General features: G+C 71.4%; 23 protein-coding genes and 1 tRNA gene. 9 read left to right on the top strand and 15 right to left on the bottom strand.

Annotated elements, in window-relative coordinates:
* Positions 1-978: 978 nt before the first annotated feature.
* Together ACIA77_RS48780 and ACIA77_RS48775 are read right to left on the bottom strand one after the other, a co-directional pair.
* Positions 979-1,052 (bottom strand) — tRNA-Ile (locus ACIA77_RS48780).
* Positions 1,053-1,363: 311 nt separating this feature from the next.
* Positions 1,364-1,576, bottom strand: a complete 213-nt coding sequence (locus ACIA77_RS48775; protein ID WP_204094848.1) for a hypothetical protein — start codon at positions 1,574-1,576, stop codon at positions 1,364-1,366.
* Between the two features lie 130 nt (positions 1,577-1,706).
* On the opposite strand from ACIA77_RS48775, the gene ACIA77_RS48770 reads away from it, so the two are divergent.
* From ACIA77_RS48770 to ACIA77_RS48760, 3 genes are all read left to right on the top strand, one after another.
* The gene (locus tag ACIA77_RS48770; RefSeq protein ID WP_395893049.1) at positions 1,707-4,274 is read left to right on the top strand and encodes a LuxR C-terminal-related transcriptional regulator; all 2,568 of its coding nucleotides are present in this window, start codon (positions 1,707-1,709) and stop codon (positions 4,272-4,274) included.
* Between the two features lie 103 nt (positions 4,275-4,377).
* Complete coding sequence (locus ACIA77_RS48765) at positions 4,378-6,801, top strand: LuxR C-terminal-related transcriptional regulator (RefSeq protein ID WP_395893050.1); 2,424 nt, start codon at positions 4,378-4,380, stop codon at positions 6,799-6,801.
* 119 nt (positions 6,802-6,920) lie between these two features.
* Entirely contained in the window at positions 6,921-7,382 is a 462-nt protein-coding gene (locus ACIA77_RS48760) for a hypothetical protein (protein WP_395893048.1), read from the top strand.
* A gap of 8 nt (positions 7,383-7,390) precedes the next feature.
* Here the strand turns inward: ACIA77_RS48760 and ACIA77_RS48755 are convergent, their stop codons facing one another.
* Together ACIA77_RS48755 and ACIA77_RS48750 are read right to left on the bottom strand one after the other, a co-directional pair.
* On the bottom strand, positions 7,391-8,665 hold the full coding sequence (locus ACIA77_RS48755) for an AI-2E family transporter (protein ID WP_395893047.1): 1,275 nt from the start codon (positions 8,663-8,665) through the stop codon (positions 7,391-7,393).
* A gap of 195 nt (positions 8,666-8,860) precedes the next feature.
* Positions 8,861-9,322, bottom strand: coding sequence for an ATP-binding protein (locus tag ACIA77_RS48750; RefSeq protein ID WP_395893046.1), 462 nt, complete (start codon positions 9,320-9,322; stop codon positions 8,861-8,863).
* A gap of 331 nt (positions 9,323-9,653) precedes the next feature.
* Between ACIA77_RS48750 and ACIA77_RS48745 the strand changes: the two genes are divergently transcribed.
* Positions 9,654-10,115: a winged helix-turn-helix transcriptional regulator gene (locus ACIA77_RS48745; RefSeq protein ID WP_395893045.1), complete on the top strand. Its 462-nt coding sequence runs from the start codon at positions 9,654-9,656 to the stop codon at positions 10,113-10,115.
* Here the strand turns inward: ACIA77_RS48745 and ACIA77_RS48740 are convergent, their stop codons facing one another.
* The 10 genes from ACIA77_RS48740 to ACIA77_RS48695 all read right to left on the bottom strand — a co-directional run bounded on the left by ACIA77_RS48740 (position 10,116) and on the right by ACIA77_RS48695 (position 19,095).
* The gene (locus tag ACIA77_RS48740; RefSeq protein WP_395893044.1) at positions 10,116-10,877 is read right to left on the bottom strand and encodes an ABC transporter permease; all 762 of its coding nucleotides are present in this window, start codon (positions 10,875-10,877) and stop codon (positions 10,116-10,118) included.
* Positions 10,874-11,689: an ABC transporter ATP-binding protein gene (locus tag ACIA77_RS48735; protein ID WP_395893043.1), complete on the bottom strand. Its 816-nt coding sequence runs from the start codon at positions 11,687-11,689 to the stop codon at positions 10,874-10,876. The genes ACIA77_RS48740 and ACIA77_RS48735 overlap by 4 nt, the downstream gene beginning before the upstream one ends.
* Entirely contained in the window at positions 11,686-12,717 is a 1,032-nt protein-coding gene (locus ACIA77_RS48730; protein WP_395893042.1) for an ABC transporter substrate-binding protein, read from the bottom strand. The genes ACIA77_RS48735 and ACIA77_RS48730 overlap by 4 nt, the downstream gene beginning before the upstream one ends.
* Positions 12,718-12,729: 12 nt before the next feature.
* Positions 12,730-13,107, bottom strand: a complete 378-nt coding sequence (locus ACIA77_RS48725) for a cupin domain-containing protein (RefSeq protein ID WP_395893041.1) — start codon at positions 13,105-13,107, stop codon at positions 12,730-12,732.
* Positions 13,108-13,138: 31 nt separating this feature from the next.
* Entirely contained in the window at positions 13,139-13,666 is a 528-nt protein-coding gene (locus ACIA77_RS48720; protein ID WP_395893040.1) for a flavin reductase family protein, read from the bottom strand.
* Positions 13,667-13,680: 14 nt separating this feature from the next.
* Positions 13,681-14,439 (bottom strand): IclR family transcriptional regulator, encoded by a 759-nt coding sequence (locus ACIA77_RS48715; RefSeq protein WP_395893039.1) that lies wholly within the window; start codon positions 14,437-14,439, stop codon positions 13,681-13,683.
* Positions 14,440-14,663: 224 nt separating this feature from the next.
* Positions 14,664-16,271: an AMP-binding protein gene (locus tag ACIA77_RS48710; protein ID WP_395893038.1), complete on the bottom strand. Its 1,608-nt coding sequence runs from the start codon at positions 16,269-16,271 to the stop codon at positions 14,664-14,666.
* Between the two features lie 23 nt (positions 16,272-16,294).
* Positions 16,295-17,083 carry an Asp/Glu racemase gene (locus tag ACIA77_RS48705; protein WP_395893037.1) on the bottom strand — a complete coding sequence of 263 codons (789 nt, stop codon included), beginning with the start codon at positions 17,081-17,083 and terminating at the stop codon, positions 16,295-16,297.
* The gene (locus tag ACIA77_RS48700) at positions 17,080-17,964 is read right to left on the bottom strand and encodes a fumarylacetoacetate hydrolase family protein (protein WP_395893036.1); all 885 of its coding nucleotides are present in this window, start codon (positions 17,962-17,964) and stop codon (positions 17,080-17,082) included. Before ACIA77_RS48700 ends, ACIA77_RS48705 begins: the two co-directional genes overlap by 4 nt.
* 12 nt (positions 17,965-17,976) lie before the next feature.
* Complete coding sequence (locus tag ACIA77_RS48695; protein WP_395893035.1) at positions 17,977-19,095, bottom strand: cupin domain-containing protein; 1,119 nt, start codon at positions 19,093-19,095, stop codon at positions 17,977-17,979.
* Between the two features lie 92 nt (positions 19,096-19,187).
* On the opposite strand from ACIA77_RS48695, the gene ACIA77_RS48690 reads away from it, so the two are divergent.
* The 5 genes from ACIA77_RS48690 to ACIA77_RS48670 all read left to right on the top strand — a co-directional run bounded on the left by ACIA77_RS48690 (position 19,188) and on the right by ACIA77_RS48670 (position 24,061).
* Positions 19,188-19,625: an acyl-CoA thioesterase gene (locus ACIA77_RS48690; protein WP_395893034.1), complete on the top strand. Its 438-nt coding sequence runs from the start codon at positions 19,188-19,190 to the stop codon at positions 19,623-19,625.
* Positions 19,622-21,979 (top strand): FAD-dependent monooxygenase, encoded by a 2,358-nt coding sequence (locus ACIA77_RS48685; RefSeq protein ID WP_395893033.1) that lies wholly within the window; start codon positions 19,622-19,624, stop codon positions 21,977-21,979. Before ACIA77_RS48690 ends, ACIA77_RS48685 begins: the two co-directional genes overlap by 4 nt.
* Positions 21,980-21,982: 3 nt before the next feature.
* Positions 21,983-23,020 (top strand): carbon-nitrogen hydrolase family protein, encoded by a 1,038-nt coding sequence (locus ACIA77_RS48680; RefSeq protein WP_395893032.1) that lies wholly within the window; start codon positions 21,983-21,985, stop codon positions 23,018-23,020.
* 174 nt (positions 23,021-23,194) lie between these two features.
* On the top strand, positions 23,195-23,620 hold the full coding sequence (locus tag ACIA77_RS48675) for a hypothetical protein (RefSeq protein ID WP_395893031.1): 426 nt from the start codon (positions 23,195-23,197) through the stop codon (positions 23,618-23,620).
* Between the two features lie 60 nt (positions 23,621-23,680).
* Entirely contained in the window at positions 23,681-24,061 is a 381-nt protein-coding gene (locus ACIA77_RS48670) for a transposase (protein ID WP_395893030.1), read from the top strand.
* Positions 24,062-24,380: 319 nt separating this feature from the next.
* Here ACIA77_RS48670 and ACIA77_RS48665 read toward each other — a convergent pair whose 3' ends face one another.
* Entirely contained in the window at positions 24,381-25,697 is a 1,317-nt protein-coding gene (locus ACIA77_RS48665; RefSeq protein ID WP_395893029.1) for an MFS transporter, read from the bottom strand.
* Positions 25,698-25,770 lie beyond the last annotated feature (73 nt).

The raw sequence follows: 25,770 nt of genomic DNA, 5'->3' as shown, positions 1-25,770 counted from the left end.
CCGGAATCGCACACTTGCACAACATCCTCCTCGCTGGCTGACCGCAACACCCAGCAACACCAACAACAGCATCAGTTACGAGACATCACTTAGGACGCTGCCTTCACCGGAGCCGACCTGACCGGCACTCCCCGAAAGCCGCCTCGGTGCGGGTCGAGCACGCGTCCCGCGGCGGCTTCCCAGGATCCAGTGCGGCTCCGCCCGTCCGCTTCCGTCGGATGGCCACCGGAAACCGGCTCCGTCGCGTCGCATCGGACAGTCGTTCGACAGGTCTTGGTGTTCGCGCGGATCGGCCGCGCGTGGCGGCACATGCACACCCGGCCCCCGCGCCTTGCCCGTTCCACATCCGCCGGTCTTCGCAGCCCGCGGCGATCGACCTGGGCCGCGGTCGTGCGCACAGTCGGCTGACCTGAACCACGCGGGGCAGAACGCCGCCCCACCACGGCGCCGCACCGGATCGGCACGTCCAGCGGGAATCAGCACGGGTCGCGAGTGGACAGTGAACCGGGGACAGGAGCTGCGGTGGCAGTCGGATGACAGTGACCGCGAAGGTCGCGAATTCGGTACCGTCCGGCGGAATGTCCGCGTAAGCCCCTGCGCCGAGGATTCATGCCGAACCAGCCGCTCGTTCCGCTACACGGCTTCCACCACGGCCGACATCCGTTCGGCTCGGTCGCGTACGCCACGGAGCCGCCGCCGGTCACGTGTGTCGGGCTGGACGCCGCCGCCGACCTTCTGGTGGCGCAACTGGACAGCGTCGGCAGGGAAAGCCGGTCCGCGTGGTGGCGCACAGCATGGCGGGCGCGGTGCCGACCACAGCAGCAGAACGGCAGCCCTGCCTCGACTACCCGTCGCCGCCCGAGTGCCGTGACAACCGATTCGTGCAGTTGCCGGTCGCGGCCCGGTCGCCACCAGGCCTCACAAGATCAACCAAGATGAGAGTTTACGCAGGCCAGGCTCATGGTTGAAGCTGAAGAGTGGGCCGGGTCGGGCTCGAACCGACGGCCAAGGGATTATGAGTCCCCTGCTCTAACCAACTGAGCTACCGGCCCCGCGAGCTGGTGCTTGTTTGCATTTGCACATGAGCCCCAGTTCGATCCAAAATATCACAGTGCCCCGGGTGGGCTGATCCAGTAGGGCGGTCACGTCGTCCACGGTACGGCGGCGCTGCGGTGGGCGTCCGGGTGATCGTTGTCGAGGGGGCCGCGGTGCGGGGAGGCGGCCGGCTGAAGGGAGAACGGTCGCTCCCCTCGTGCGGGGGTCACCGAGGTTGGCGTCACCGACGGTGAGCTCGTGGGCGTGAGGCGTGTGCGGCGCGGAAATCGCCGTCACCCGAATGCCGGAGTGGTGAAAAAGCCGGGAATCACGGTACTTGCTGCATCGAGACCACGTCGAGACCCAGCACGCGGAAGAGGGTCAGCAGGCGGTGCAGGCGTTCCTCGTCGGTGACGTGGCAGTAGATGATCGTCTCGGGTGGGGCGGCGGTGACTTCCAGCTCGCCGAACCCGAGGACGGCGTGGGTCGCGCGGTCGGACAGGCGGCCCGACACGCGGAACACGTAGCTGGACTCGGACACGGCGCCTCCAGGTTTCCCCTGGCCGCCAGCGTCGCGAGCGGGCCGGGGTGTGTCCTCGCCCGTACCTGATGAGCTCGTGTTCGCGCGGTGCGCGTGCGACAGTTGATGCCACGGGCGGAGGGAGAAGAGCGTGTCCCACAACGGAAAGCCGCGGGTCGCGCGGCGGAAGCGCTCGGTGCCGGAGCTGCCGGAGGGCTTCGTGTCGCGGCCGCGGCTGCTGGCGGCGCTCGATCGGGTCGCGCCGGACGCGGCGACGATGGTGTGCGCGCCCGCGGGCTCCGGCAAGACTTTGCTCCTCGCGGACTGGCTCAGGCGCGACGGACTCGGTTCCGCGGCTTGGCTTTCCCTCGACGCGGCCGACAACGACGAGCGCCGGTTCTGGTCCGGGGTGCTCGAAGCGCTCACGCCGGCGGCGCCTTCGCTCGGCCGGCTCGACGCCGACAGCCGCGCGTTCCTGGCCGACCTCGTCGACGCCCTCGACACGCTCGACGAGCCGCTGCGGCTGGTGCTGGACGACGTCCACGAGCTCGTCGCCACCGAAGCGCTGCGGGGCGTGGAACAGCTGCTGCGCCTGCGCCCGCGCGGCCTGCGCCTGGTCCTCTCGACGCGCTGGGACCCGCCACTCCCCCTGGCGCGCCTGCGGTTGTCCGGGCGCCTGGCCGACCTGCGCTCCGACCACCTGCGCTTCCGGCCCGACGAAGCCGCGGCCCTGCTCAAAGCCGAAGGCGTGCCGATCGGGCCTGAGCAGGTCGAACACCTCGTGCGCCGCACCGAAGGCTGGGCGAGTGGGCTGCGGCTCGCAGCCGGCTCGCTGGAGGACGGCGGCGAGTTCACGGGCGCGAGCCCGACGGTGAGCGCCTACCTCGTCGACGAGGTCCTCGCGCCACTGTCCGAAGAGGAGCGTGAGTTCCTGCGCGAGATCAGCGTCTGCGAACGGGTTTCCGCCTCGCTGGCCACGGCGCTGTCCGGCCGCGCCGACGCCGGTGAGCTGCTGGCCCGGCTGGAACACCGCACGGCGATGCTGTTTCGCACCGGCGCCGGCCGCCGGATCTACCGCCTGCACGGGCTGCTGCGCTCCCACCTGCTCACCGACCTCATGCTGCGCACCCCGCGCCGCGTCCCGGAACTGCACCGGCGCGCGGCCGAATGGCTGCGCGCCCGCCACCAGGCGGGCGAGGCCGTCACGCACGCGCTGGAAGCCGGCGACGCCGCGCTCGTCGCCGACCTGCTGCGCCGCCACGCGCTCGACCTGCTGCTGGCCGGCGAGCACGACGTGCTGCGGCGCGCCCGCGCAGTCCTGAGCGACGACGTGGTGGGTGACGACCCGTGGCTCGCCCTCACCGGCGCGCTCGAGCACCTCGACGCGGCCCGCCCCGGCGCCGCGCGCGCCCAGGTCACGCTGGCGGAACGCGCGTGGCCGCGCGAGCCCTCGCGCGAGTTGCACGCGTTGCGCGAGCTGGTCGGCGCCCGCGTCGCGCACGCCGCGGGCGACGCCGTGGCCGAGCCCGGCATCGACGCGGTCGCCGAGCAGGGTTCCGCGCTCAGCGCGATGACGCTGCTGGATTCCGGCCAGGCGCTGCTCGCCGCCGGGCGCCCGTACGAGGCTCGCCGGCCCGTCGAGTCGGCGCTGGCGTTCGCGCGCGCCCACGGCCACGGGCACTTGGAGGTGCAGTGCCTCACCGCCCTCGGCGGCGTCGCCGCGGCCACCGGCGACTTCCGGGCCATGGCGGCGCTCGCCCGCGACGCCGACGAACTCGCCCGCGCCCACGGCTGGCTCGACACGGTCACCGGCGCGAAGAACTCGCTCCTGCTCGCCAACGCGGCGCTGCTGCGCGCGGACGCGTCGGCCTGCCTCGCCGAGATCGACCGCGTCACGGCGGTGCTCGCCACCTCCGACACGCTCGGCCAGCCCGGGCTCGGCCTCCTGTCCGCCACGCTCGGCGGCGCGGCCCGGTTCGACAACGGCCAGCGCTCCGCCGGGCTGCGCCTGATGCACGAGGCCCGCCTGGCGGAGGGCCCCAGCCCGCTGCCGAACGGGGTCGTCGCCCTCGCCGCCGTGTGCGAGCACGACGCGGCGACCCGCCTCGGGCGCGGGGAGACGGCGCGCGAGGTGCTGGGCTGGGCCAGGGAACGCATCCCGGCGGCCGGCGAGATCCTGCTCATCCGCGCCAGCACCCAGGTCGTGCTCGGCCGCGACGGCCACGCTCGCAACCTGCTCAAGCCGCTGCTCGACGGATCCGTCGCGCCCGTGCTCGCGTGGACGCCGATCACCGCGTGGCTGCTCGAAGCCGAGATCGCGCTGCGCTGCGGCGAGCCCGTGCGCGCACGCCGCGCGATCGCGAAAGCCCTCGGCCCAGCCGAACAGCTCGGCGTGCTCCGGCCGCTGGTGTCGGCCGCGCCGGAGGTGCTCGACCTCGCGCTGCTCGACACCCCCGGGAGCCGGCGCTTCACCACGGACCTGCGTCGCGCGCGGGCCGTGCGCGGCCGCCAGCCCGACGCCGTCGCGCTCACCGAACGCGAACGCACGGTGCTGCGCCTGCTGCCGACGGTCCGCTCGCTCGACGAGATCGCCGGCGACCTCATGGTTTCGCCCAACACCGTGAAAACGCACGTGCGCGCTCTGTACCGGAAACTGGGGGTGGGCTCGCGCCGGGAGGCCGTGCGGTCGGCGCTGCGCCGCGGACTGGTCGACAGTTAGGACCTTCGGCCCTTACCCCTGCTCGCAACGGTTCTACGGTCTAAGGGTGGGTCGAGCCGGGTCGGGGACCAACCGGTGGCGAGTTCCGGGTGCGAAGGTGACGATGCCCCTGCTGCCACCGGATTTCGTGACGCGCCCACGACTTCTGGAAGCCCTCGACGACGCCGCCGCCAGCCCGGTCACGACCGTGTGCGCGCCCGCGGGCTACGGCAAAACCGCACTGCTGGCCGACTGGACGAGTTCGCGCACCGCCCCGGTCGCCTGGGTGTCGCTCGACCCCGACGACAACGATCCGCAGAGTTTCTGGTCCGCGGTCCTGTGCGCGCTCGGCCACGCGGTGCCCGCGACGAGCCGGCTGCACACACTGGCGGTGCCCGAGGACGGTTCCCGGGCCGACTTCCTCGCCGAACTCGTCGACGCACTCGACGTGCTGCCCGAACCCGTGCGGCTCGTGCTCGACGACCTCCAGGAGGTCGTGGACGAAGCCCCGCTGCACGACACGGCGACGCTGATCCGCCACCGCCCCACCGGCCTGCGGCTCACGCTCGTCTCGCGGTCCGCCCCGCACCTGCAGCTCGCGCGCCTGCAGGTCGAAGGCGGTCTCGCCCGCGTCGGCGCCGACGAGCTGCGCTTCACCGCCGACGAGACGGCCCAGCTGCTGCACGCCACGGGCGTGCGCTGCGGCGACGAGCAGGTGCGCCAGCTCGTCAAGCGCACCGACGGCTGGACCGCGGCCGTGCACTGGGCCGCGGTGTCGCTGCGGACCGTCGCCGATGTGGACGCCTTCCTCACCCAGCTCGACGGCGACGACCGGTCCGTCGCCGGGTTCCTCGCCGACGAGGTGCTCGCCCGGCTGCCCGAGGGCACGCCGGAACTGCTGCGCCGCATCAGCGTCTGCGACGCCGTGCCGGCCGAGCTCGCGCGCGAGCTCGCCGCCCGCGAAGACGCCGGCGCGGTGCTGGCCGAGCTGGAACGGCGCACGTTCCTGGTCGCCCGCGTCGACGACGAGAGCGGCTCCTACCGCGTCCAGCCACTGCTGCGCTCCTACCTGCGGGCCGATCTCGACCTGCGTTACCCCGGCCTGGCGAGCGAGCTGCACACGAGGGCAGCCCGCTGGTTCGAACACCGCGGCCGCGTCGGCGAAGCGTTGGAGCAAGCCGTCGCCGGGCTCGACCGGGCCGGGATCGTGGCGCTGCTGCACACCCACGCCGTGCCGTGCCTGCTGGCGGGTGAGGACAGCGCGGTGCGGGCAACCCTGGCGCACCTAGGCGACGACGCCGTGCGCGCCGACCCCGTGCTGCGCGCGGCACGCACCCTCGCCGACGTCCAGGCCGGCGAGCCGACCCCGGCCCCGGGCGGCGACACGCTGCTGGCGCGCCACCACACCCTGGCCGCGGGCCGGGCGCCGGGCCGGGCCCCGTCGGCGCCGGGGACGTGGGCCGACCTCGACCGGGCTTGGACATCGCTGCACCGGGGCGCCCGGCGGGCCGCGGCGGCGCGGGCCCGCGAGGCGGTGGCCGCCGCCCGGCACGACGGGCAGGACTACCTCGTGCTGCACGGGCTGGCCGCCATCGCGGTGGCCGAGGGTCTCGCCGGCGGTCAGGAAGCCGCGCGCGACGCCGGCCGCGAAGCCGTCGAACTCGCCACCCGCCACGGCTGGCGGCGCTCACCGTGGCTCGCCATCTCCCGGCTCGTGCTCGCCGCCGATCACCTGCTGCGGCTCGACCCGGAGGCCGCCGCGCGGGAGGCCGCCGAGGTGGCGACGCCGCTGGGCGCGTTCGTGGGCGGTGCCGCGCAGTTCGACGGCGGTGACCGGCGCGGCGGAGTCGAAGCCATGCGCGAGGCCCGCCACGAGCTCGGGGCCGTCGCGGCCGGTCCGGCCGCGCTGGTCGCGGTGCTGGAACACCACGCGGCTGTGTTCCTCGAAGAACCCCTGCACGCGAACGAGGTCCTGCTGTGGGCCCGCGACCACCTGGCCGGCACCCGTGAATCGGATCTGATGCAGGCGTGGACGCACCTCGCGGCCGGGCGGCTCGACGACGCGGCGGCGGCGCTGCGCAGCCGGCGCGCGGCGCTGCTGCCGACCACCCCCGTGGACGTCGAACTCGCCGAGGTCGCCCTCGCCGTCGCGGACGGCCGCCGCACCGACGCGTTGCTCACGCTCGAACGCGCGCTCGCGCTGGCCGCCGACGGCGACCTGGTGCGCCCGTTCGCGCTGGCCGATCCGGCTGTACGGCACCTGCTCGTGGACCACTCGGGCGGTTTCGGGCGGCTCGACGCGTTCGCAGCCTCGGTCCGCGACCGCCTGCGGCGCTTCGACCCGGCGCCGGTGGACGACCGGCTCACCGAGCGGGAGCAGGTGGTGCTGCAGCGGCTGCCGTCGCAGCGGTCACTCGACGAGATCGCGGCGGACCTCACCGTGTCCGTGAACACCGTGAAGACCCACGTGCGCGCGATCTACGTGAAGCTCGGCGTCACCAACCGCCGAGACGCCGTGCTGGTCGCGCGCGAGCACGGGCTCGCGTGAGGCTTCATCCGCTGGAGATGAGGCCTCACCCGCTCTTGAGTCCGACCCTCTGGTGAAGGCCTGCACGGGGCACGGACCCCCGGCACCCGAGAGGACGAGGACACGAGAGGACTCTCACCATGACCGACACGGGAGCACGAGCGACCCACACCGAAGCCGGTGGCACGACCGGCCGCCGCCCCGATACCACCCCGACCGTCACCGGCTGGACCGGCTGGGTCGCGTTCGCCGCGATCATGATGATGCTGCTGGGCGCGTTCCAGATCATCGAGGGGCTCGTGGCGCTGCTCAACACGCGTTACTTCGTCGTCGACGAGTCCGGGCTCGTCATCCAGGTCAACTACACCACGTGGGGCTGGGTGCACCTGGCGCTCGGCGCGCTGCTGGTCCTCGTCGGGATCGGCGTCTACCTGGGCAACCGCGCGGCCCAGATCACCGGGATCGTGCTGGCCGGCCTGAGCGCGATCGTCAACCTCGCGTTCCTGCCCGCCTACCCCCTGTGGGCGATCATCGTGATCGCCGTCGACGTGCTCGTGATCTACGCGCTCGCTGTTCACGGTAAGGAGATCCGCGCGGTCTGACGGGGCGGTCAGGCTGGTGCGGGCCCCGGTTCGCCGGGGTCCGCACCGGCCTGTCCGGGCTCGGTCCGCTCGGTCTGCTTCGTCGGCTTCGCGTCCGGACCCGGCTCGGGCTCGGCTGCGCGTTCGACCTCGGTCCCGGTTGCGGGCTCGACCGCGGGTGCCGGTTCGTGGCCGCGGCCGACCATGCGGATGAGCGCGTCGGCCCACCCGGCCGTCGGGTCGATGTCCACGAACAGCGCCTTCAGCAGCAGCGTCAGCGGCACCGCGAGGATCGCGCCGAGCGGGCCGAGCAGCCACGACCAGAAGACCAGCGACAGCACGGTCACCAGGGTCGACAAACCGACCGAGCCGGCCACGAACCGCGGCTGGATGAGCGACTGCACCACGAAGTTCAGCACGCTGTAGATGAGGATGACGACCAGCATCTTCTTCCAGCCGCCTTCGAGCAGGCCCAGCAACGCGGGCGGGATCAGGCCCAGCACGAAGCCGACGTTCGGGATGTAGTTGGTGACGAACGCGAGCAGCCCCCACAAGACGGGCACGGGAATCGCGATGATCAGGAGCCCGACCGTGTCGAGCACCGCCACGATGAAGCCGAAGACGGTGGTCACGAGCATGTAGCTGCGGGTGCCGGAGGCGAAGCGGTGGAACGCGGACGTGAGCCACGGGCGGTCGCTGTCGATCGCGCCGAGTCGCTGGTCCGCCCACGTCGCCTCGGTGCTGAGGAACAGCAGCAGCGCCAGCAGGAACACGAGGTTCGTGAGCACACCGCCGAGTCCGGACAGCAGAGAGCCGACGAGGCTCGCGAGCTTGCCGAGGTCCAGCGACGACGCCATCTCACGCAGCTGCTGCTGGCCCACGCCGAACTGGGCGAGCTGGTCGGTGGCGTGTTTCAGGAGCTCCGCGGCCTGGTCGGCGTAGCGCGGCAGGAGCGTGCCCAGTTGCGCCAGTGACACGACGACCACGAACACCAGGCCCAGCATCACGGCGTAGACCACCGTCACGAGAGCGACCGTGGTGAGCAAGCGCGGCCACCCCTTGCGCAGCAGCCACACCTGCACCGGGCTGGCCGTCACCACGATGACCAGGGCCAGGAACGCCGGCGCGACGAGGAACGCGATCGCCTTGACCCCGGCCAGCGTGATCACGACCGCGGCCGCCCCCACCAGGATGACCAGCACGCGCGGCAGCAGGCTCCCGGGCGGGAAGGTCGTCGCGGGGGCTCGGGCGGCGCCGCGCAGTCTCGGCCGTTTCCCGTTCCCGCTCCGTCCACGCAGCTTCACGAGACCACCTCACGCCCGGGCCGACGATCCACCGTATTAAATCCACTGTGGACAGACCCGCGCGACGCAGCGAGCCACGGGGTCACGGAGCTACGGTCATCGCCCGGCCGCGGGTCGCGCCTCACCCGCACAGGGTGAGAAGTGCCCGGCTCGACGGCCGGAGGGCGAGTCCCTCACCGGTCCACAGAGGACGGCTCAGCCGGCCATCCGGCTGCCGAGGCCGATTCCGGCGGGTCGCGGGCAACGGCCGAGGCACGGGATCTGCGCCCACACCGTCTTGCGCTCGCGCTCGATTTCCGGGAGCACACCCCACGTCACGGACAGGCGGTCGACGAGCAGCAGGCCGCGGCCACGCGGGCCGGGCAGGCGGGATTCGCCCATCGTGGGCTGCACGAGGTTGCAGTCGGCGACCTCGACGCGCACCGTGCACGGCCGGAGGCTGTGCCACAGCTGCAGGTGGCGTGGTCCACCGCCGTGGTCGTGGGCGTTGGCGAGGAGTTCGGTGGCGACGAGCAGCACGTCGTCGCGGTGCTCGTCGCCGAGCCCGTCGAGGTGCTCCGTCACCCACGTGCGCATCGCCCGCACCGTGGCCGCGGACGTGCCGAACAAGGGCAGCACCCACGTGCCCGGGCGCCCCGCGCGTCGGGCCTCGGTCAACGTCACCACCCCCGTCACGAGCCGGCAGAAGCACACCTTGAGACGAAGTACCCGATCGGGTCACGAATGAATCACGTGATGTGGTGTCGATCACAAAATGTCGTTCGGAGTCCACAGTGGACGGCTGCCGAACTGCGCAGCAGCCGGTCGAGCGCTTCCGCGATTGGGGGTGCACGAGGTGCGGATGGGGAGAGGTTCCGACCACCCGCACCCAGCCCCGCCGGGTACTCGACGGCGAAATCCGACTCGGTCGCAAGCGTGGAACACCGTGGTCGACGAGCACGAAGGTTGGGATTGCCAACCCACCTCGGCGCCGCTACCGTCGGCGGGTATGAGGACGCCGCGCATCGCCGATCCACGGGTGTGTTCGATCGACGCCGCGGTGCGGGTGGTCGGCGAGAAGTGGGCGTTGCTGGCGGTGCGGGAGCTCATGCTGGGCGCCACGAGGTTCGACGAGATCGTGGCCGCCACGGGCGCGCCGCGCGACCGGCTGGCCGCGCGGCTGCGCGCGCTGGAGGAAACGGGCATCGTGCGGCGGGAGCAGTACCAGGAGCGCCCGGCCCGCCACTCCTACCACCTCACCGAGGCCGGCGAGCAGCTCTACGCCATCGTGCACCTGATGCGCGACTGGGGTGACCGGTTCGTGCGCGACGATCCCGAGCACGTCGTGGTGTTCCGCCACGAGTGCGGGAAACCGTGGCAGCCGGAGGTCCGCTGCGCCGGCTGCGACGAGCTCGTCGAGCCCGGATCGCTGACGGCGGAGCGCGACGTGCGCGTGTCCGACCTCGCCTGATCACGCCGGCACCTGTGCCCGCCACGGCACCGCGACGCGTTCGAGCAGGCTGACGAGCCCGTACGCGATCGTGCCGAGCACACCGGCCACGACCATCGCGGCGAGGCAGTCCTTGAGCGACAGGATCTGCCACGCGTGCCAGATCAGGTACCCGAGCCCGGTGTTCGCGGCGAGGAACTCCACGGCCGTCGTGGACATCAGCGCGAGGCCGATGGACACGCGCAGTCCGCCGATCACCGCGGGCAGCACGGCGGGCAACGTGATGCGCAGGTACAGGTCGAGGGTGCCGGTCTCGAAGCTCTTGGCCACGTCGCGGTAGATCGGGTCGATCGCGAGCACCGCGCCGAGCGTGCTGATCGCCATGGTGAAGAACGGAGCCAGCGTGATCTCGAGGATGTTCGCGCGCTCGTTGAACCCGAGCAGGATCAGGATCAACGGGAACATCGCGATGCGCGGTAACGGGTACAGCACGGCGATCAGCGGGTTCACGACCCGCCGCACGACCCCGAACAGTCCCATCGTCAGGCCGACGAGCACACCCGCCACCACACCCAGCGCCAGACCGGCCGCGAACCGCACGAGCGTGGCTTCCAAGTGCGGCAGCAGTTCCCCGTTGCCGAACAGCTCCACCACGCGAGCCAGCACCGCCGACGGCGGCGGCAGCACCCGGGAATCCACGAGGTTCGTGCGCGAGCACAGCTCCCACAGGAGCAGCAGCGCCACCGGGCTGCCCAGAGCCCAGCCCACCCGCCGGCCGGTCACGACGCCTCCTCGCGAAGGGACACGACTTCTTCGCGCAGGCTGTCCCACACGCGCTGGCGGACCTCGAGGAAGGACCGGTCGTTGCGCAGGTCCATCGCGTTGCGGGGCCGCGGCAGCCCGACGTCGACGGCGGTCTTGAGCCGGCCCGGGCGCCGCGACAGCACGATCACGCGGTCCCCCAGGGTGATGGCCTCGTCGAGCGAGTGCGTGATGAACACGACCGTCTTGCGCGTGCCCTCCCAGATCCGCAGCAGGTCGTCCTGCAGGATCAGCTTGGTCTGTTCGTCGAGGCTGGCGAACGGCTCGTCCATGAGCAGCACCGCCGGGTCGTTGGCGAACGCGCGGGCGATGTTCACCCGCTGCTGCATGCCCCCCGAGAGCTGCGCCGGGTAGGCGTGTTCGAAGCGCGCCAGCCCGAGCAGGTCGACGTAGTGGCGCGCGACCTCCCGTCGTTGCCGCTTCTTCACCCCGCGCACGGCCAGTCCATAAGCGACGTTGTCGAGCACCGTCATCCACGGGAAGATCCCCTGGTTCTGGAACACCATCGACCGCAACGGGCCGGAGCCGCGTGCGATCGACCAGCTCACGTCGCCGCTGCTCGGGTGCTCGAGCCCGGCCAGGATGCGCAGCAGCGTCGTCTTGCCGCAGCCGCTCGGGCCGACCAGGCACAGGAACTCGCCGGCGGCCACGGTCAGCTCGATGTCCTGCAGCGCCACGACGTCGTCGCGGCCGGTGCCGAACGTCTTGGTCACCCCGGCGACTTCGATGCACTCACCGGTGCGCTCGACTGTGGACACTCCGGACCCGGTCACGAGCCACCCGCCTTCACCTGCTGCACCGGCCCGGACAGCAGCTCGGTCACCGGGACGGGGCTCGCCACCTGCTGCTCCCGCACCCAGAACTGCTGCACGCGATCCAGTGCGCCCTGGTCGATCGTCCCGTCGGGACTGAAGTACATGAGCCCGCCCATCGCCTTCAGCGTGGCCTCCTTCTGCTTGGTCCACTTCGCCGCCGTGGCGAGGAGTTCGGGTGTCCACTTGCCCCCGGACGCGTCGATCTCCTTCACCGCCCGCTGGTAGGCGGTCAGCACCTTCTGCGCGTCCGCCGACCGCGAGGACGCGAACTGCTCGGACGCGGCGAGGAACGTCTCCTGGTACCACGGGATGACCGCCTGGTAGCCGAGCCACCGCACGCCGACCCCCTGCGCTTCGGCCTGGCTCGCCGACGGTTCGCTCATCACGGTGACGTCCTCGACGTGCTGGCGCAGGAACTCGACGGAGTCGCTCGGGGTGCGCGCCTTGTGCGTCAGGCCGGCCTGGTCCGGGTTGACCCCGGCACTCAGGAGGGCCTGGCGCAGCAGGAAGTCCGGCGGGTTGCCCTCGGCCGACGCGTCGATCTTCTTGCCCACCAGGTCCTTCGGGCTCTTGATCGCGCCGGAGTCCCACAGGTCCTTGCGCACCACGATCACGGCGCCGTCGCGGTAGCCGGCGTGGGGCGAGGTGAGGTTCGCGAGCAGCTTGATGCGGAAGCCCTGCGTGAACTGGTTGAACAGCGACGGTCCGGACACCGCCGGGCTGAGGTCGACGTCGCCGCGGGCCAGCAGCGGGATCTGGTTGTTCGCCGAGCCCTGGTAGGTGACGATCCGGACGTCCACCCCCGCGTCGCGGAAGTAGCCCTTGTCGGCGGCCACCATGATCGGGAGGTACTGCAGCTGGGCCGGGTTGATCGACAGCTTGATCGCCGAGCCCGGGGCGGACGCGCCGCCGCCGGCCCCGCACGCGGTCGCCGCCGAAAGCGCCGCCGCCAGGACTGTCACGCCGAACGCGCGCCGAGTGGGCATGGCCGCGCCCCCTTACTTCTTCTCGAAGCGGCTGCCGGCCACGTACGGGGGGTCGTAGACCACGAGGAACACGAGGTCCTCGTCGCCGGTGTTCTCGAAGCCGTGCACCTCGCCGCGCGGGATCTTCACGATCGTGCCGGGTTCGAGGTCCCAGGTCTGCTGTCCGATGCGGACGGTCCCGGTGCCCTTGATGAAGTAGAACGCGTGGTTGTACGGGTCGCGGTGCGGCTTGGAGCTGCCGCCGGGCCCGATCAGGCCGAGCTGGGCGCTGTAGACACCGGTGTAGTCGTCGTCGATCACGCTCTCGCTGAACGCGAACCCGACGCCGGGCACCCGGGGGTTGTCGATCTTGTTCCACACGACGTCGGACGGGGCGAGTACGTAGTCCATCGTGGTTCCCTTTCGCTTCGTTGCGATGCAGTCAGGCTTCGCCGCCACTGCGGTCGGTGGCGGCCATGGGCAGGCCGAGCCGGTGGTAGGCCGAGTTGTGGTGCACGAGCGGGGACGGATCCGGGTTCGCGGTGGCTCCGTGGTCGAGCACGCGGCCGACGAAGATCGTGTGGTCGCCGCCCTCGTACTCCGCCCACTTCTCGCAGACGAGCCAGACGAGCGCGCCCGCGAGCACGGGGCAGCCGTCGACCCACGCCATCGCCGCGCCCGATTCGGTGCTCCACGGCCGGCGGGCGAAGAAGTCGGCGATCGAGCCCTGGCCGTCGTGCAGCACGCTGATGCCGTAGCGGCCGTCGGTCTGCTTGAGCAGCTTGTGCATGCGGCCCGGTTTGTTCACGCTCACCGAGCACAGCCGCGGGTCCAGCGACACGGAGGTGAACGAGCTGGCGGTCATCCCGTGCACGTCGGTGCCGTGCGCGACGGTCACCACGGCCACCCCGCTCGGGAAGTGGCGCAGCGTCGAGCGGAACCTCAGCAGTTCGGTTTCGTCGTCGGTCATGGTTCTCCCCGTTGTCAGGCGCCCTGTTGCCGGCTCGCGCCGGTCCCGTAGTGGTCGCTGATGGCCGCGCCGACCTCGACGATCCGGGGCGCGAGCGCGCGAGCCCGGTCTTCGGGGAACCGGGTCGCGGGCCCGCCGACGCCGATCGCCCCGATCACCCCGCGATTCCCGTGCCACACGGGAGTGGCGACGGTGCACACGTTCGTCGCGGTGTCGAACACGAGCGAAAATCCGCAGGAACGCACTTCGTCGAGCATTTCCAGCACAGCTTTCGGTTCGGCCGGCGGCGCGGTTTCCTTCGCCGATTCCCACACCATTTCGGCGCGTTCCTTCTCGGGCAGCCACGCCACCAAGCAGCGGCCCAGCGACGACGAGAGCGCCGGCACGCGCTCGCCGATCCCGACCCGCGGCTGCACGAGGTGGCGCGCCGGGATCCACTCGACGTGCAGCACGTGCCGCCCGTCGCGGACGCCGAGCGCGATCGTCTCCCCGACCTCGGCCGAAAGCTCCTGCAGGAACGGTTTGGCCAGTTCCCGCAGGCGCAGCCGGCGCAGCGGGGCCTGGCCCCACTGGAAGAGCCGCCAGGTCAGGCGGTACGTGCGGTCCGTCTCGTCCTGCTCGACGAGGTCGGCCTCACGCAGTGCCGCGATGAGCCGCTGCACCGTGGACGGCGCGAGCCGCAGGTCCCGGCTCAGCTCGTGGATCCCCGCGGATCCCGCGGAGAGCCGCTCGAGCACGGCCATCGATCGGGCGACGGATTGGACACCGGACATGCAGCACCTCGCGTGTTCCACGATGCGGTACAAATGTGCCGAACCTCAGAACAGTACGCTGCTGTGACGGTCGTCGCAATACCTGCATGCACGCGGTCGGGAAAATGGTTTCGCGCATTCGATCTTCTGCCGCGCAGTTTCCCGCAGCTCGACAGTGGAATGGATCTTGGAATGCGCAAACGGCCCGGCATCGAGTGGGTGCCGGGCCGTTTCCGCGAAGGGCGTCAGCGGGTTCGCAGCATCTCGCGCAGGCGGTAGTGCTGGATCTTGCCGCTGGGGGTCTTCGGCAGCTCCGTGACGAAGTCGATCGCGCGCGGGTACTTGTACGGCGCGATCGCCTGCTTCACGAAGTCCTGCAGCGCGGCCGCGTCCACGGTCGCCCCGGGCCGCAAGCGGACGAACGCGTGCACGATCGTGCCGCGCGCGGGATCCGGCGCGCCGACGACGGCGGCCTCCAGCACGTCCGGGTGCCGCAGCAGGGCCTGCTCCACTTCCGGGCCCGCGATGTTGTACCCGGACGAGACGATCATGTCGTCGTTGCGGGCCTGGTACCAGAAGTACCCGTCGGCGTCGCGGACGTAGGTGTCGCCCGTGATGTTCCAGCCGTTGCGCACGTAGGTCTTCTGCCGCGGATCGGCGAGGTAGCGGCAACCGGTCGGACCCTTCACCGCGAGCCGCCCGGGTGTCCCGTCGGGCACGGGGTTGCCGGCGTCGTCGAGCACGGCCGCTTCGAAGCCCGGAACGGCGCGCCCGGTCGAGCCCGGCCGGATGTCGTCGTCGGCCGCGGCGATGAAGATGTGCAGCATCTCCGTGCCGCCGATGCCGTTGATGATCCGGATCCCCGTGGCGCGCTCGAACTCCTCCCACGTCGCCACCGGCAGGTGCTCCCCCGCCGACACGCACCGGCGCAGCTTCGCCAGTGCCCCGGCTTTTCCGGACGCCAGCAACGCTTTGTACGCCGTCGGCGCGGTGAACAGCACCGTGACGTGGTGGCGTTCGACCGCGTCCGCGAGCTCGTCGGGCGAGGCCTTCTCGATCAGCAGCGTCGAGGCACCGAACCGCAGCGGGAACACGACGAGCCCGCCGAGCCCGAACGTGAAGCCGATCGGCGGCGTCCCGGTGAAGACGTCGTCCTCCGTCGGCTTGAGCAAGTAGCGGCCGAAGGTGTCCGCGTTGGCCAGCACGTCGCGGTGGAAGTGCATGGTGGCCTTGGGTTTCCCGGTCGTCCCCGACGTCGGCGCCAGCAGCGCCACGTCGTCGGCGGCCGTGTCGACCCACGCGAACTCCCCGCGCTGGCCCGCGGCCCGTGCCGTGAGGTCACCGGGATCCTCGCCCCCGTACGCGAGCACCGGCACGGCGTGCTCCATCGCCGCGAGATCGGCGGCGAAGCGGTGGTCGGTCACGATCAGGCTCGGCCGCGTGAGTTCCACCAGGTCGTCGATCTCCCGCGCGCGCAGCAGCGGCATCGTCGTGACGGGCACCCCGCCCGCCTTCAGCACCGCGAACCACGTGGCGACCAGCCACGGGTTGTTCGGCCCGCGCAGCAGCACCCGGTTGCCCGGCACCACCCCGAAGTCCCCCGCCAGCACGTGGGCGACCTGGTCGCTGCGACGCGCCAGGTCACCGTAGGTCCAGGTCCCGGCGTCGGTGACGAGACACGGGCGGTCCGGTCCGAACCGGTCGATGCTCCCGCTCAGCAGCTCGACCGCGCAGTTGAGCCGGGGCGGGTAGGCGAGTTCCGGTACGTCGAACCGGAACTCGGGCCAGTCCGCCTGCTCGGGCAGGTTGTCGCGGCAGAACGAGTCGACGTGGGCCGATGGGGTGAGCTCCATCTGCGGCCTTCCTGGGGAATCCGTCAGCGGGCGGCTGGCGGAACCGGATAGGGGGAATCGGCGTACCGGCCGGACAGGAGCGCTCCGGCGCCGGGCGCGACGGCGGGCAGGCCGAGCGCACGCATCATCTGGTGGGCGGTGGCGATGGACGCCGACAGCACGGGCTTGCCCAGCTCGTTCTCGACGACGTCGATCGAGGACAGCGAGGGCATCTGCACGCAGGCGGACAGCACGACGGCGTCGGCGCCCTCGTGGTCGAGGTCGCGCGCGAGCGGCACGAGCTTGCGGGGATCGTGCGCGGCGACTTCGAGGTTGTCCGGGATCTCGAGGGCGACGTAGTCGGTCACCTCGACGCCCTCGTACCGGATGTAGTCCACGACGGTCTCCGTCAGCGGCTTCAGGTACGGGCACAGCACGGCGATCGACTTGGCGCCCAGCACGTCGAGCGCGTTGACCAGGGCACCCGCGCTCGTGACGACGGGCGCCGGCGCGTCGTTCTCCTCGGTGATCCGAGTGAGCGTTTCCTCCGACTGGCGGTGGTAACCCTTGCCCATGCTCATGATCGCGACGAGACAGGCGTAGCCGAGCACGTCGACGTGCGCGTCGGACAGCTCGGCCGCGCACCGCCCGGAGTCGGCGTCCATCGCCGCGAGTTCCTCGGCGCGCACGTGTTTCATGCGCATGCGGCTGGAGTGGAACGTGAACCGCTCGGGCGCCACGGTTTCGCGCGCCCGGAAGATCGCCGGGATCTCCGTCTCCATCGTGACGTTGGAGCTCGGGACGATCTGGCCGATGCGGTACGCGGCTTTCATCGGACGTCCACCACCGGGTTGCTCAACGTGCCGATGTCCTGGATGGACGCTTCGACGACGTCGCCGGGCTTGAGGAACTGCTGCGGCGTGAAGCTGGCGCCGACGCCCGCGGGCGAGCCCGTGGCGATCACGTCACCGGGTTCCAGCGTCATGCCGGAACTGATGTCGGCGATGAGCTCGGCGATGCGGAACAACATGTATTTCGTGCTCGACTTCTGCTTGACGTCACCGTTCACGCGCAGCGACAGCTCCAGCCCGTACGGATCGGGGACGTCGCCGGCCGTGCGGATCGCCGGGCCGAACGGCGCGTAGGAGTCCTGTCCCTTCGAGAAGAACCACTGCCCGGAGCGGCGCTGGTCGCGGGCGCTGATGTCGTTGACGATGCTGTAGCCGAAGACGTGGTCCATCGCCGCTCGAGCGGACACGCGCTTCGCGGTTTTCCCGATCACCACGGCGAGTTCGCACTCCCAGTCGAGCTGCGCGGTGAGATCTCCGTTGTGCTGGATGGGTTCCCCCGGTCCGACGACGGCGGTGGCCGGCTTGCTGAACAACACCGGGCGCTGCGGCAGCTCCTTGTCGGTGTCGAGCGTGCGCGCGGACTCCGCGACGTGCTCGGTGTAGTTGAGCCCGACCCCCACGATCTTGCCCGGCCGCAGGGGCGCGCGCAGGGCGACCGTCTCAAGTGGACTTCGCGCGGGCTCCCCCGCGAGCAGCGTCTCGAGGGCCGTGAGCGCGGCGGCTCCGCCCCGGACGACGTCGAGCATGGTGGCGGGCGCGTCGAGGCCGCGCTCGGCCGCCGCGGCCTCGACGTCGACGACGTCGGTGCCGACCTGGATCCCGAGCCGGTCACCGCCGGGCCCGGCGAACGTGATGAGCAGCATGGAGTTCTCCGTTCAGGCGATCGGCTGGTGGCCGTTGTTGTCCGAATAGGCCTCTTCGCGGAAGAAGCCGAGCGAGCGCATGACCGGGAAGTCGTTGAAGGAGAACAGGCACGCGTCGTCGGAGCGGCTCGCGTTCGCGTGCTCGTGCCAGGCCCACGACGGGACGCAGAAGATGTCGCCTTCGGTCCAGTCGATGCGCTTGCCCGCCACGATCGACGTGCCGCTGCCCTTGGCCGCGGTGTAGATCTTCGAGCCGACCTGCCGGTGCGCCAGCGTCGCTTCACCGGGGCGCAGCATCTGCATGTGCGCGCTCATCGTGGGCATGACCGAACCACCGGTGAGCGGGTTGCTGTACTCCATGATGATGCCGTCATACGGCGAACCGTCACTGGCCTTGGCCGCGTTCAGCAGCGCTTCGTACGTCGGTTCCCACGGGTAGGCCAGCAGCGGCGAGTGGTTCTTGTGCCAGGTGTCGCCGAAGGGGCGCAGCTGCCCGGCGCCGTAGGTCAGCAGCGAGGAGTTCACGATCCCCTCCTGCTTCTGGTAGATGTCCGGGTGCACCTCGTAGAACGGTGCGTCGAGTGCGTTCACGAGCGGGATGTCGAGCCCGTCCTGCCAGATGACCGGGCCGTCGACGCCTTCGATGCCCTCGTTGCCGTGCTCGTGCCAGGTCCAGTTCGGGGTGATGGCGAAGTCGCGCGGGCCGACCTTGAGCTTCTGGCCGTCGACGATCGTCCACGCTCCGGTGCCCTCGAGCACGAACCGCAGCGCGGCGGCCTGGTGGCGGTGCGCCGTCATCGACTCGCCCGGGCCCATCACCTGCAGGCCGGTGTAGAGCAGGCCCACGGTGGCCGCGATGTCGCGCCGCTGCGGGTTGTACAGGGCGACCACGCGGCGGCCGGCGTCGTCGCCGCTGACCAGGTTGAGGGCTTCCAGCACGAGCGGGCGCAGCTCCTCGAAGCTCCACTTGATCGGTACCGACTGCGGTTGCGGGTACCACGGCTCGATCTTGTTGGCGATCGTCCACAGTGCACCGGCATCCAGTGCTTCGAGCTTTTCGTAGTAGGCGCGCAGGTCTTCGTTGTCCGCGACCCGCGCGCGGCCCAGCTGGTCATCGCTGTACGTGGTCATCGCGCCTTCCCCGTTGTATATGTCGTGTTCTTGACGACAGTCATAGTTCAGCTATACCGTTCACGCTGTCAAGGCCGCCAGGAGGAAAACTCATGACGACATCCGAATCCGCGGACTGTCCCCCGCTCGCCGGTCTCGAGACCACGATCGAGCGACGCGTCGAATGGCACGACACGGACGCATCGGGCCACCAGCACAACTCGGTCGTCCTGCGCTGGGCCGAAGAGGCCGAAGCGGAGCTGCTGCGGGGCAAGGGACTCGCGTGGCTGTTCGGCCGCACCCCCCGCGTGCGCCACGAGGTCAACTACCGGGGCCGGCTCTGGTTCGGCGACGTGGTGCGCGTCACCTTCCGCGTCACCCGGCTCGGGCGCACGTCGCTCACGTTCGGCTTCGAGGTGCACGGCCCGCACGGCGTCGCCGCCGACGGCGCCGTCGTCGTGGTCCACGCCGAACCCGACGCACCGGCCGCGACCCCGTGGCCCGACGAGGTGCGCGCCGCGCTCGCCGTTCAGGAGGTGCCCGGCTCATGAGGATCGCCATCGTGGGCGGCGGGCCCGGCGGGCTGTACTTCGCCGCGCTCGCCAAGCAGCTCGACCCGAGCCGCGAAGTCACCGTCTGGGAGCGCAACGCCGCGGACGACACGTTCGGCTTCGGGGTGGTGTTCTCCGACGAAACGCTGGCCGGCATCACCAACGCCGACCCCGCCGTGTTCTCCTCGATGGAGCGGGAATTCGCCCGGTGGAGCGATATCGACGTGCACTACCGCGGCACCGTCCACACCTCGGGCGGCCACGGCTTCGCCGCCATCGCGCGCAAACGCTTGCTGGAGATCCTGCAACGGCGCTGCCACGACCTCGGCGTCGACGTGCGCTTCCGCACGAAGGCGCCGGACGTCGAGGAGCTCACGGCCGGGTACGACCTCGTGATCGCCGCCGACGGCGTGAACTCGGCGGTGCGCAAGCGGTTCGAGGACGTCTTCCGGCCCTCGCTCGACGTGCGCGAGTGCCACTACATGTGGCTCGCCACCGACCGCGTGCTGGAAGCTTTCACCTTCCTGGTCGAGGAGACCGAATTCGGCCCGATCCAGGTGCACGCGTACCCGTTCAGCGCCGATCGCAGCACGTTCATCGTCGAGGTGAACGACCGCACGTGGCGGCGCGCCGGGTTCACCGACGGCTCGTTCGGCCCCGGCGTCAGCGACGTGGCGAGCGTCGAACGCTGCGGCGAGCTGCTGCACAGGTTCCTGGGCGATGCCCAACTGCTCACCAACAACTCGAAGTGGCTGCGCTTCACCACCGTGCGCAACCGCACCTGGCGCCACGGCAACCTCGTGCTGCTGGGCGACGCGGCGCACACCGCGCACTACTCGATCGGTTCCGGCACCAAGCTCGCCATGGAGGACGCGCTCGCGCTCGCCGCCGCGCTCGAGGCCGCCCCCGGCGACCTCGCCGCGGCGCTGGAGCACTACGAGACCGAACGCCGGCCCGTCGTCGAGTCGACTCAGCGCGCGGCACAGGCGAGCCTCGAGTGGTTCGAAACGATCGACCACGTCGTGGGCCAGGATCCGCCGCAGTTCGCGTTCAACCTGCTCACGCGCAGCCGCCGCGTCACCTACGACAACCTGAAGCTGCGCGACCCCGGCTACATCGGCTCGCTGGACCGCTGGTTCAGCGAGCACACACCGGGCGGGCGCCAAGACGGCACTCCCCCGTTGTTCCAACCACTCGTGCTGGCGGGGCGGCACTTGCGCAACCGCGTGGTGGCCGCGCCGATCGCGACGTACAGCGCCGTCGACGGATTGCCGGGCGAAGCCGAGCTGCTGCACCTGTCGGGCAAGGCCCTCGGCGGAGCCGGGCTGGTGCTGGCCGGGATGACCGCCGTGACCGCCCACGGCCGGGTGACGCCGGCGTGCCCCGGGCTGTACACCGACGAGCAGACCGCCGCGTGGCGCCGCATCACCGACACCGTGCACGCGCACAGCGGCGCGCTCGTCGGCGTGCAGCTGAGCCACTCCGGGCGCAAGGGTTCGACCGCGGTGCCGGACAGCGGTTCCCTCGGCACCGCGCTGACGGCCAACGGCTGGCGGACCGTCGCGCCCTCGGCCCTGGCGTTCGGCGACCTGCCGGTGCCCCACGCGCTGACTGCGCTCCAACCCCTCGTCGAGGACTTCGCGGCCGCCGCCCGCCGGGCCGACCTCGCGGGCTTCGACGTGCTCGAACTCCAGGCGGGGCACGGGTTCCTGCTCTCGACGTTCCTCTCGCCGCTGACCAACCACCGCACGGATCGCTACGGCGGCGACCTCGAGGGCCGGCTGCGGTTCCCGCTCGCCGTGGTCGCGGCGGTGCGCTCGGTGTGGCCGCGCTACAAGCCGCTGCTCGTGCGGCTCTCGGCCGTCGACTGGGCCGAGGGCGGCACCACGATCGAGGACAGCGTCCGCGTCGCCGCCGCGCTGGCCGAACACGGGGTGGACGCGATCGACGTGTCCAGCGGCGAGGTCGTCGCCCACGAACGGCCCGCGTACGGCCGCAGCTACCAGACGCCGTTCGCCGAACGCATCCGCGCCGACGTCGGCATCCCGACGATCGCCGTCGGCGGCATCTCCACGTGCGATGACGCGAATTCGATCGTCCTCGCCGGCCGCGCGGACCTCGCCGCGATCGGCCGCGCGCAGCTGCACGACCCGTCGTGGGCACTGCACGCGGCCACCGAACTCGGCTACTCCGGGCCCGGCGCCTACTGGCCGCCGACGCAGGCCGGCGGCGCGGCGAAGCCGCCCAGCGGCGGCCGCGCGCGCCCGTTGCTCACCCTCCGCCCGGCCGAACCGGGCCTCGCCCGCTCGCGCTGGACCCCCGTCACCGCCGCAACCCCGGACAGGAGCGTCTGACCCGTGGAAGAGTTTCCCCGCTTCACCGCCGCCGCCGTGCAGGCCGCGCCCGTGTACCTCGACACCGCCGCGACGGTCGCCAAGGCCGTCTCGCTCATCACCGAAGCGGCGTCGAACGGCGCTTCGCTGATCGCGTTCCCCGAGGTGTTCGTGCCCGGCTACCCGTACTGGAACTGGACGATGAACCCGGTCCAGGGCTCGCCGTGGTACGAACGCCTGTACCGCTGCGCGATCGACATCCCCGGCCCGCACCTGGACGCGCTGCGCGCGGCCGCGGCCGCCACGAAGACCACGGTGGTCATCGGCGTCAACGAACGCAGCCGGCACAGCCTCGGGCTGATCTACAACAGCGTCGTCACCATCGGGCCCGATGGTTCGGTGCTCAACGTGCACCGCAAGCTCGTGCCCACGTGGGCGGAAAAGCTCACGTGGGGCGGGGGCGACGGCAGCACCGTGCGCGTGCTCGACTCCGCGGTCGGCCCGCTCGGTGCGCTCGCGTGCGGCGAGAACACGAACACCCTCGCCCGGTTTTCCCTGCTGGCACAGGGGGAACTGGTGCACGTCGCCAGCTACATCTCGCTGCCCGTCGCACCCGCGGACTACGACATGGCGCAGGCGATCGCCGTGCGCAGCGCCGCCCACGCCTTCGAGGGCAAGCTGTTCTCCATCGTCGCCTGCTCCACCATCACCGACGAGATGGTCGAAATCGCCGCCGGCGACGACGCGGCCATCGCGAAACAAATGCGGCGCCCCCACAGCGCCCTGTCGGGGATCTTCGGCCCCGACGGCAACCCCGTCGGCGAGCCCCTGATCGACGAGGAAGGCATCGTCTACGCCGAGATCGACCTGGCCCGCTGCATCCAGCCGAAGCAGATGCACGACATCATCGGCGCCTACAACCGCTTCGACGTCTTCCAACTCCACCACGACACCACTCCCCGCGAGCCGGTCGTCTTCGGCAACCGGGGACAGGCCACCGAAGACCCCGGTCCGGTGATCGGCCCCTGGCGACCCGACGAAGACACGGCCCGCGGCGCCTGATCCCAGTAGGGGGGGGGGGGGCCCCCCGGCGCCCCCCCCCCCCCCCCCCGCGGGGCGGGGGGGGGGGGGCCCGCCCCCGCGGGGTGGGGGGGGGCGGGGCCGCCCCCCCCCCCCCCCCCCCCCGGCGCCGCGCGCCCCCCCCCCCCCCCCCCCCCCCCCCGCTAGTGTCTGCGAGTGCTGTATGACTACTTCGTGGCCGTCGACGACGCGATGGCGGCCCGGACGTTCGCGGACCGGTGCGGGGATTACCCCGAACTCGCCGTCAAGGGGGCCGATCCGTTCTTCGAACTGCTGCCGGTCGAGGCGGCCCTGACCGGCCGGACGGTCGCCGAGGTCGAGGACGATCCGCTCCACTGTCCGGAGGTCGCGCAAGAAGGCGACAGCGACGGCGAAGCCTGCGTGGTGTCGCTGGCCGACGCGTTCCGCGACTCGCTGGCGGCCGCCGACGACAACGTGTTGCACGCCGCCGCCGTCGCCTTCATCGCCCGGAACGAGAGCGGCGAACTCGAGCACATCGTCGCCTTCCTGAGGGAACTCGCCGTCCTGGCCAAGGGCGCGGTGGCCGGCGGGCACCGGCTCTACTGCAACGTCGTGATCTAGGGGATGCCTGACAAACCTGGTGCGTGGCGGCCGGGATGCTCGGTTGTGTCGCGGTTTCAGTTGCTGTCGGACGAGCAGTGGGCGTTGATCGAGGATCTGCTACCGGTGCGGACCGGTAAGCAGGGGCGCCCGTTTTCGGATGCGCGGGCGATGGTGGAGGGGATCATCTACCGGTACCGGTGCGGGATTGCATGGCGGGATGTGCCGGCGGTGTTTGGTCCGTGGCAGGCGATCTGGACCTGGCACCGGCGGATGGCCGGGGACGGCACCTCGGACGCGGTGCTGCAGCCGCTGCTCACCGTCGCGGACGCGACCGGTCTGGTGGAGTGGGCGGTGTCGGTGGATTCGACGATTGCGCGGGCGCATCAGCACGCCACCACCGTCTGGCGTGTCACAGGGGGCTGGGTCGAACTACACGGATCTGCTCGCCGAGCAGCCTGATCGCCCGCGGCATCACCGCCGCGATCCACGAACCCGCCGACAGAGTCGGGCACCGCACACGCCGGGACTCACGCGGCGGTCGTCCGTCGGCGTTCGACCCGGTCGACTACCGCGGTCGCATCGTCATCGAACGACGGTTCAACCTGCTCAAGCAACGGTGCGGCCTGGCCACCCGATACGACAAGTTGACCATCGTCTATCGCTCCGCGGTCGTCCTCTATGCGGCGACCACCTGGACCAAGGCTTTGTCAGACACGATCTAGCCGGCCGGTGGTCTTCGGTGGCCGGCGATCGCACGCCGGCCGCCGAAGGTCGTGGGTCAGCGGGTGCCGTCGTCCGTTGTGGGTGACGTGACGAGGGTGCGGCCGGAGGTGGCTGGGCCCGCCGCGCGGGCGGGGGCGAACCACACGGCGATGAAGGACACCGCGCACACCGCGATCAGGTACAGCGCGATGGAGCCGGACCAGTGGGTGCCCGCGAGGAGGGTCGTGGCGATGATCGGGGCGAACGCGCCGCCGAGGACGGAGCCGAGCTGGTAGCCCAGGGAGATGCCGGTGTAGCGGACGCGTTCGCCGAACAGGTCCGCGAACAGGGCGGGCGACGGGCCGTAGGTCATGGCGAAGAACGCCTGCCCGACGACCAGCCCGAGGCCGACGAGCACGGGTGAGCCCGATTCGACGAGCCAGAAGAGCGGGAACGCCCACACCGCCAGCAATCCGGCGCCCAGCAGGAAGACGCGGCGCCGGCCGGCCACGTCGGACCACGCGGCGAACGCGGGCATCACCAGCGCGCACACGACGGCGGACACCAGCACTCCGATGAGGACGGTGCCGCGCGACTGGTGCAGGTGCCCGGTGGCGTACGAGACGAGGTACACGGCCAGCAGGTAGTAGCTGGTGCCGCCGACCATCGTCGCGGCGGCCGCGAGCAGGATCTGGCGCGGGTAGCGGCGCAGCAGTTCGACCAGCGGCGCGCGGCCTTCGCGGCGGGAGCGGTCCGGCGCGTGCTCCTCGACGCGGCTCTGCGCGTAGAGCGCGACGCCGACGAGCACGATGCTCAGCAGGAACGGGATCCGCCAGCCCCACGCGAGGAACGCGTCGTCCGGCAGCGCCGCCGACGCGAGGAGGAACACGACGTTCGAGAGGATCAGCGCGATCGGCACGCCCAGCTGGGCGAAGCTGCCGTAGAACCCGCGGCGGTGCTCCGGCGCGTTCTCGGTCACGAGCAGCACGGCACCGCCCCACTGGCCGCCGAGTGCGAGGCCCTGCACGAGACGCAGCACGACGAGCAGGATCGGCGCGGCGGCACCGATCGACGCGTAGGGCGGCAGGAGCCCGACGGCGGTCGTCGCGATCCCCATGGTGAGCATGGCCGTGACGAGCGCGGGTTTGCGGCCGACGCGGTCGCCGAAGTGACCGAACAGGGCCGCGCCGACGGGCCGGACCACGAACCCGACGGCGAAGGTGCTGAACGCGAGCAGGGTGCCGGCGAAGGGATCGGTCGCCGGGAAGAAGAGCTTGGTGAACACGAGCGCGGTCGCCGAGGCGTAGACGAAGAAGTCGTACCACTCGATCGCGGATCCGGCGAGGCTGACGAGCACGGATCTGCGCAAGGTCGATGAAGCGGTGCTGGACATGGACACTCCGGTGGGTCTCATGTGGACGAACGGGGAAACGGGCCGGCGGGGGGGGGACGCCCCCGCCGGCAGC

Origin of the sequence: Amycolatopsis sp. NPDC051903 (assembly GCF_044452505.1) — a bacterium.
Lineage (GTDB): Bacteria > Actinomycetota > Actinomycetes > Mycobacteriales > Pseudonocardiaceae > Amycolatopsis.
Note: the sequence above shows the minus strand (reverse complement) of the source record. Positions and strands in the feature narration are given on the sequence as shown.

Coding starts and splice junctions, on each gene's coding strand:
- ACIA77_RS48715 (WP_395893039.1), bottom strand. CDS start 14,439: ATGTCCGGTGTCCAATCCGTCGCCCGATCGATGGCCGTGCTCGAGCGG.
- ACIA77_RS48665 (WP_395893029.1), bottom strand. CDS start 25,697: ATGTCCAGCACCGCTTCATCGACCTTGCGCAGATCCGTGCTCGTCAGC.
- ACIA77_RS48700 (WP_395893036.1), bottom strand. CDS start 17,964: ATGCTGCTCATCACGTTCGCCGGGCCCGGCGGTGACCGGCTCGGGATC.
- ACIA77_RS48765 (WP_395893050.1), top strand. CDS start 4,378: ATGCCCCTGCTGCCACCGGATTTCGTGACGCGCCCACGACTTCTGGAA.
- ACIA77_RS48730 (WP_395893042.1), bottom strand. CDS start 12,717: ATGCCCACTCGGCGCGCGTTCGGCGTGACAGTCCTGGCGGCGGCGCTT.
- ACIA77_RS48695 (WP_395893035.1), bottom strand. CDS start 19,095: ATGACCACGTACAGCGATGACCAGCTGGGCCGCGCGCGGGTCGCGGAC.
- ACIA77_RS48685 (WP_395893033.1), top strand. CDS start 19,622: ATGAGGATCGCCATCGTGGGCGGCGGGCCCGGCGGGCTGTACTTCGCC.
- ACIA77_RS48710 (WP_395893038.1), bottom strand. CDS start 16,271: ATGGAGCTCACCCCATCGGCCCACGTCGACTCGTTCTGCCGCGACAAC.
- ACIA77_RS48720 (WP_395893040.1), bottom strand. CDS start 13,666: ATGACCGACGACGAAACCGAACTGCTGAGGTTCCGCTCGACGCTGCGC.
- ACIA77_RS48690 (WP_395893034.1), top strand. CDS start 19,188: ATGACGACATCCGAATCCGCGGACTGTCCCCCGCTCGCCGGTCTCGAG.
- ACIA77_RS48705 (WP_395893037.1), bottom strand. CDS start 17,083: ATGAAAGCCGCGTACCGCATCGGCCAGATCGTCCCGAGCTCCAACGTC.
- ACIA77_RS48725 (WP_395893041.1), bottom strand. CDS start 13,107: ATGGACTACGTACTCGCCCCGTCCGACGTCGTGTGGAACAAGATCGAC.
- ACIA77_RS48745 (WP_395893045.1), top strand. CDS start 9,654: ATGAGGACGCCGCGCATCGCCGATCCACGGGTGTGTTCGATCGACGCC.
- ACIA77_RS48760 (WP_395893048.1), top strand. CDS start 6,921: ATGACCGACACGGGAGCACGAGCGACCCACACCGAAGCCGGTGGCACG.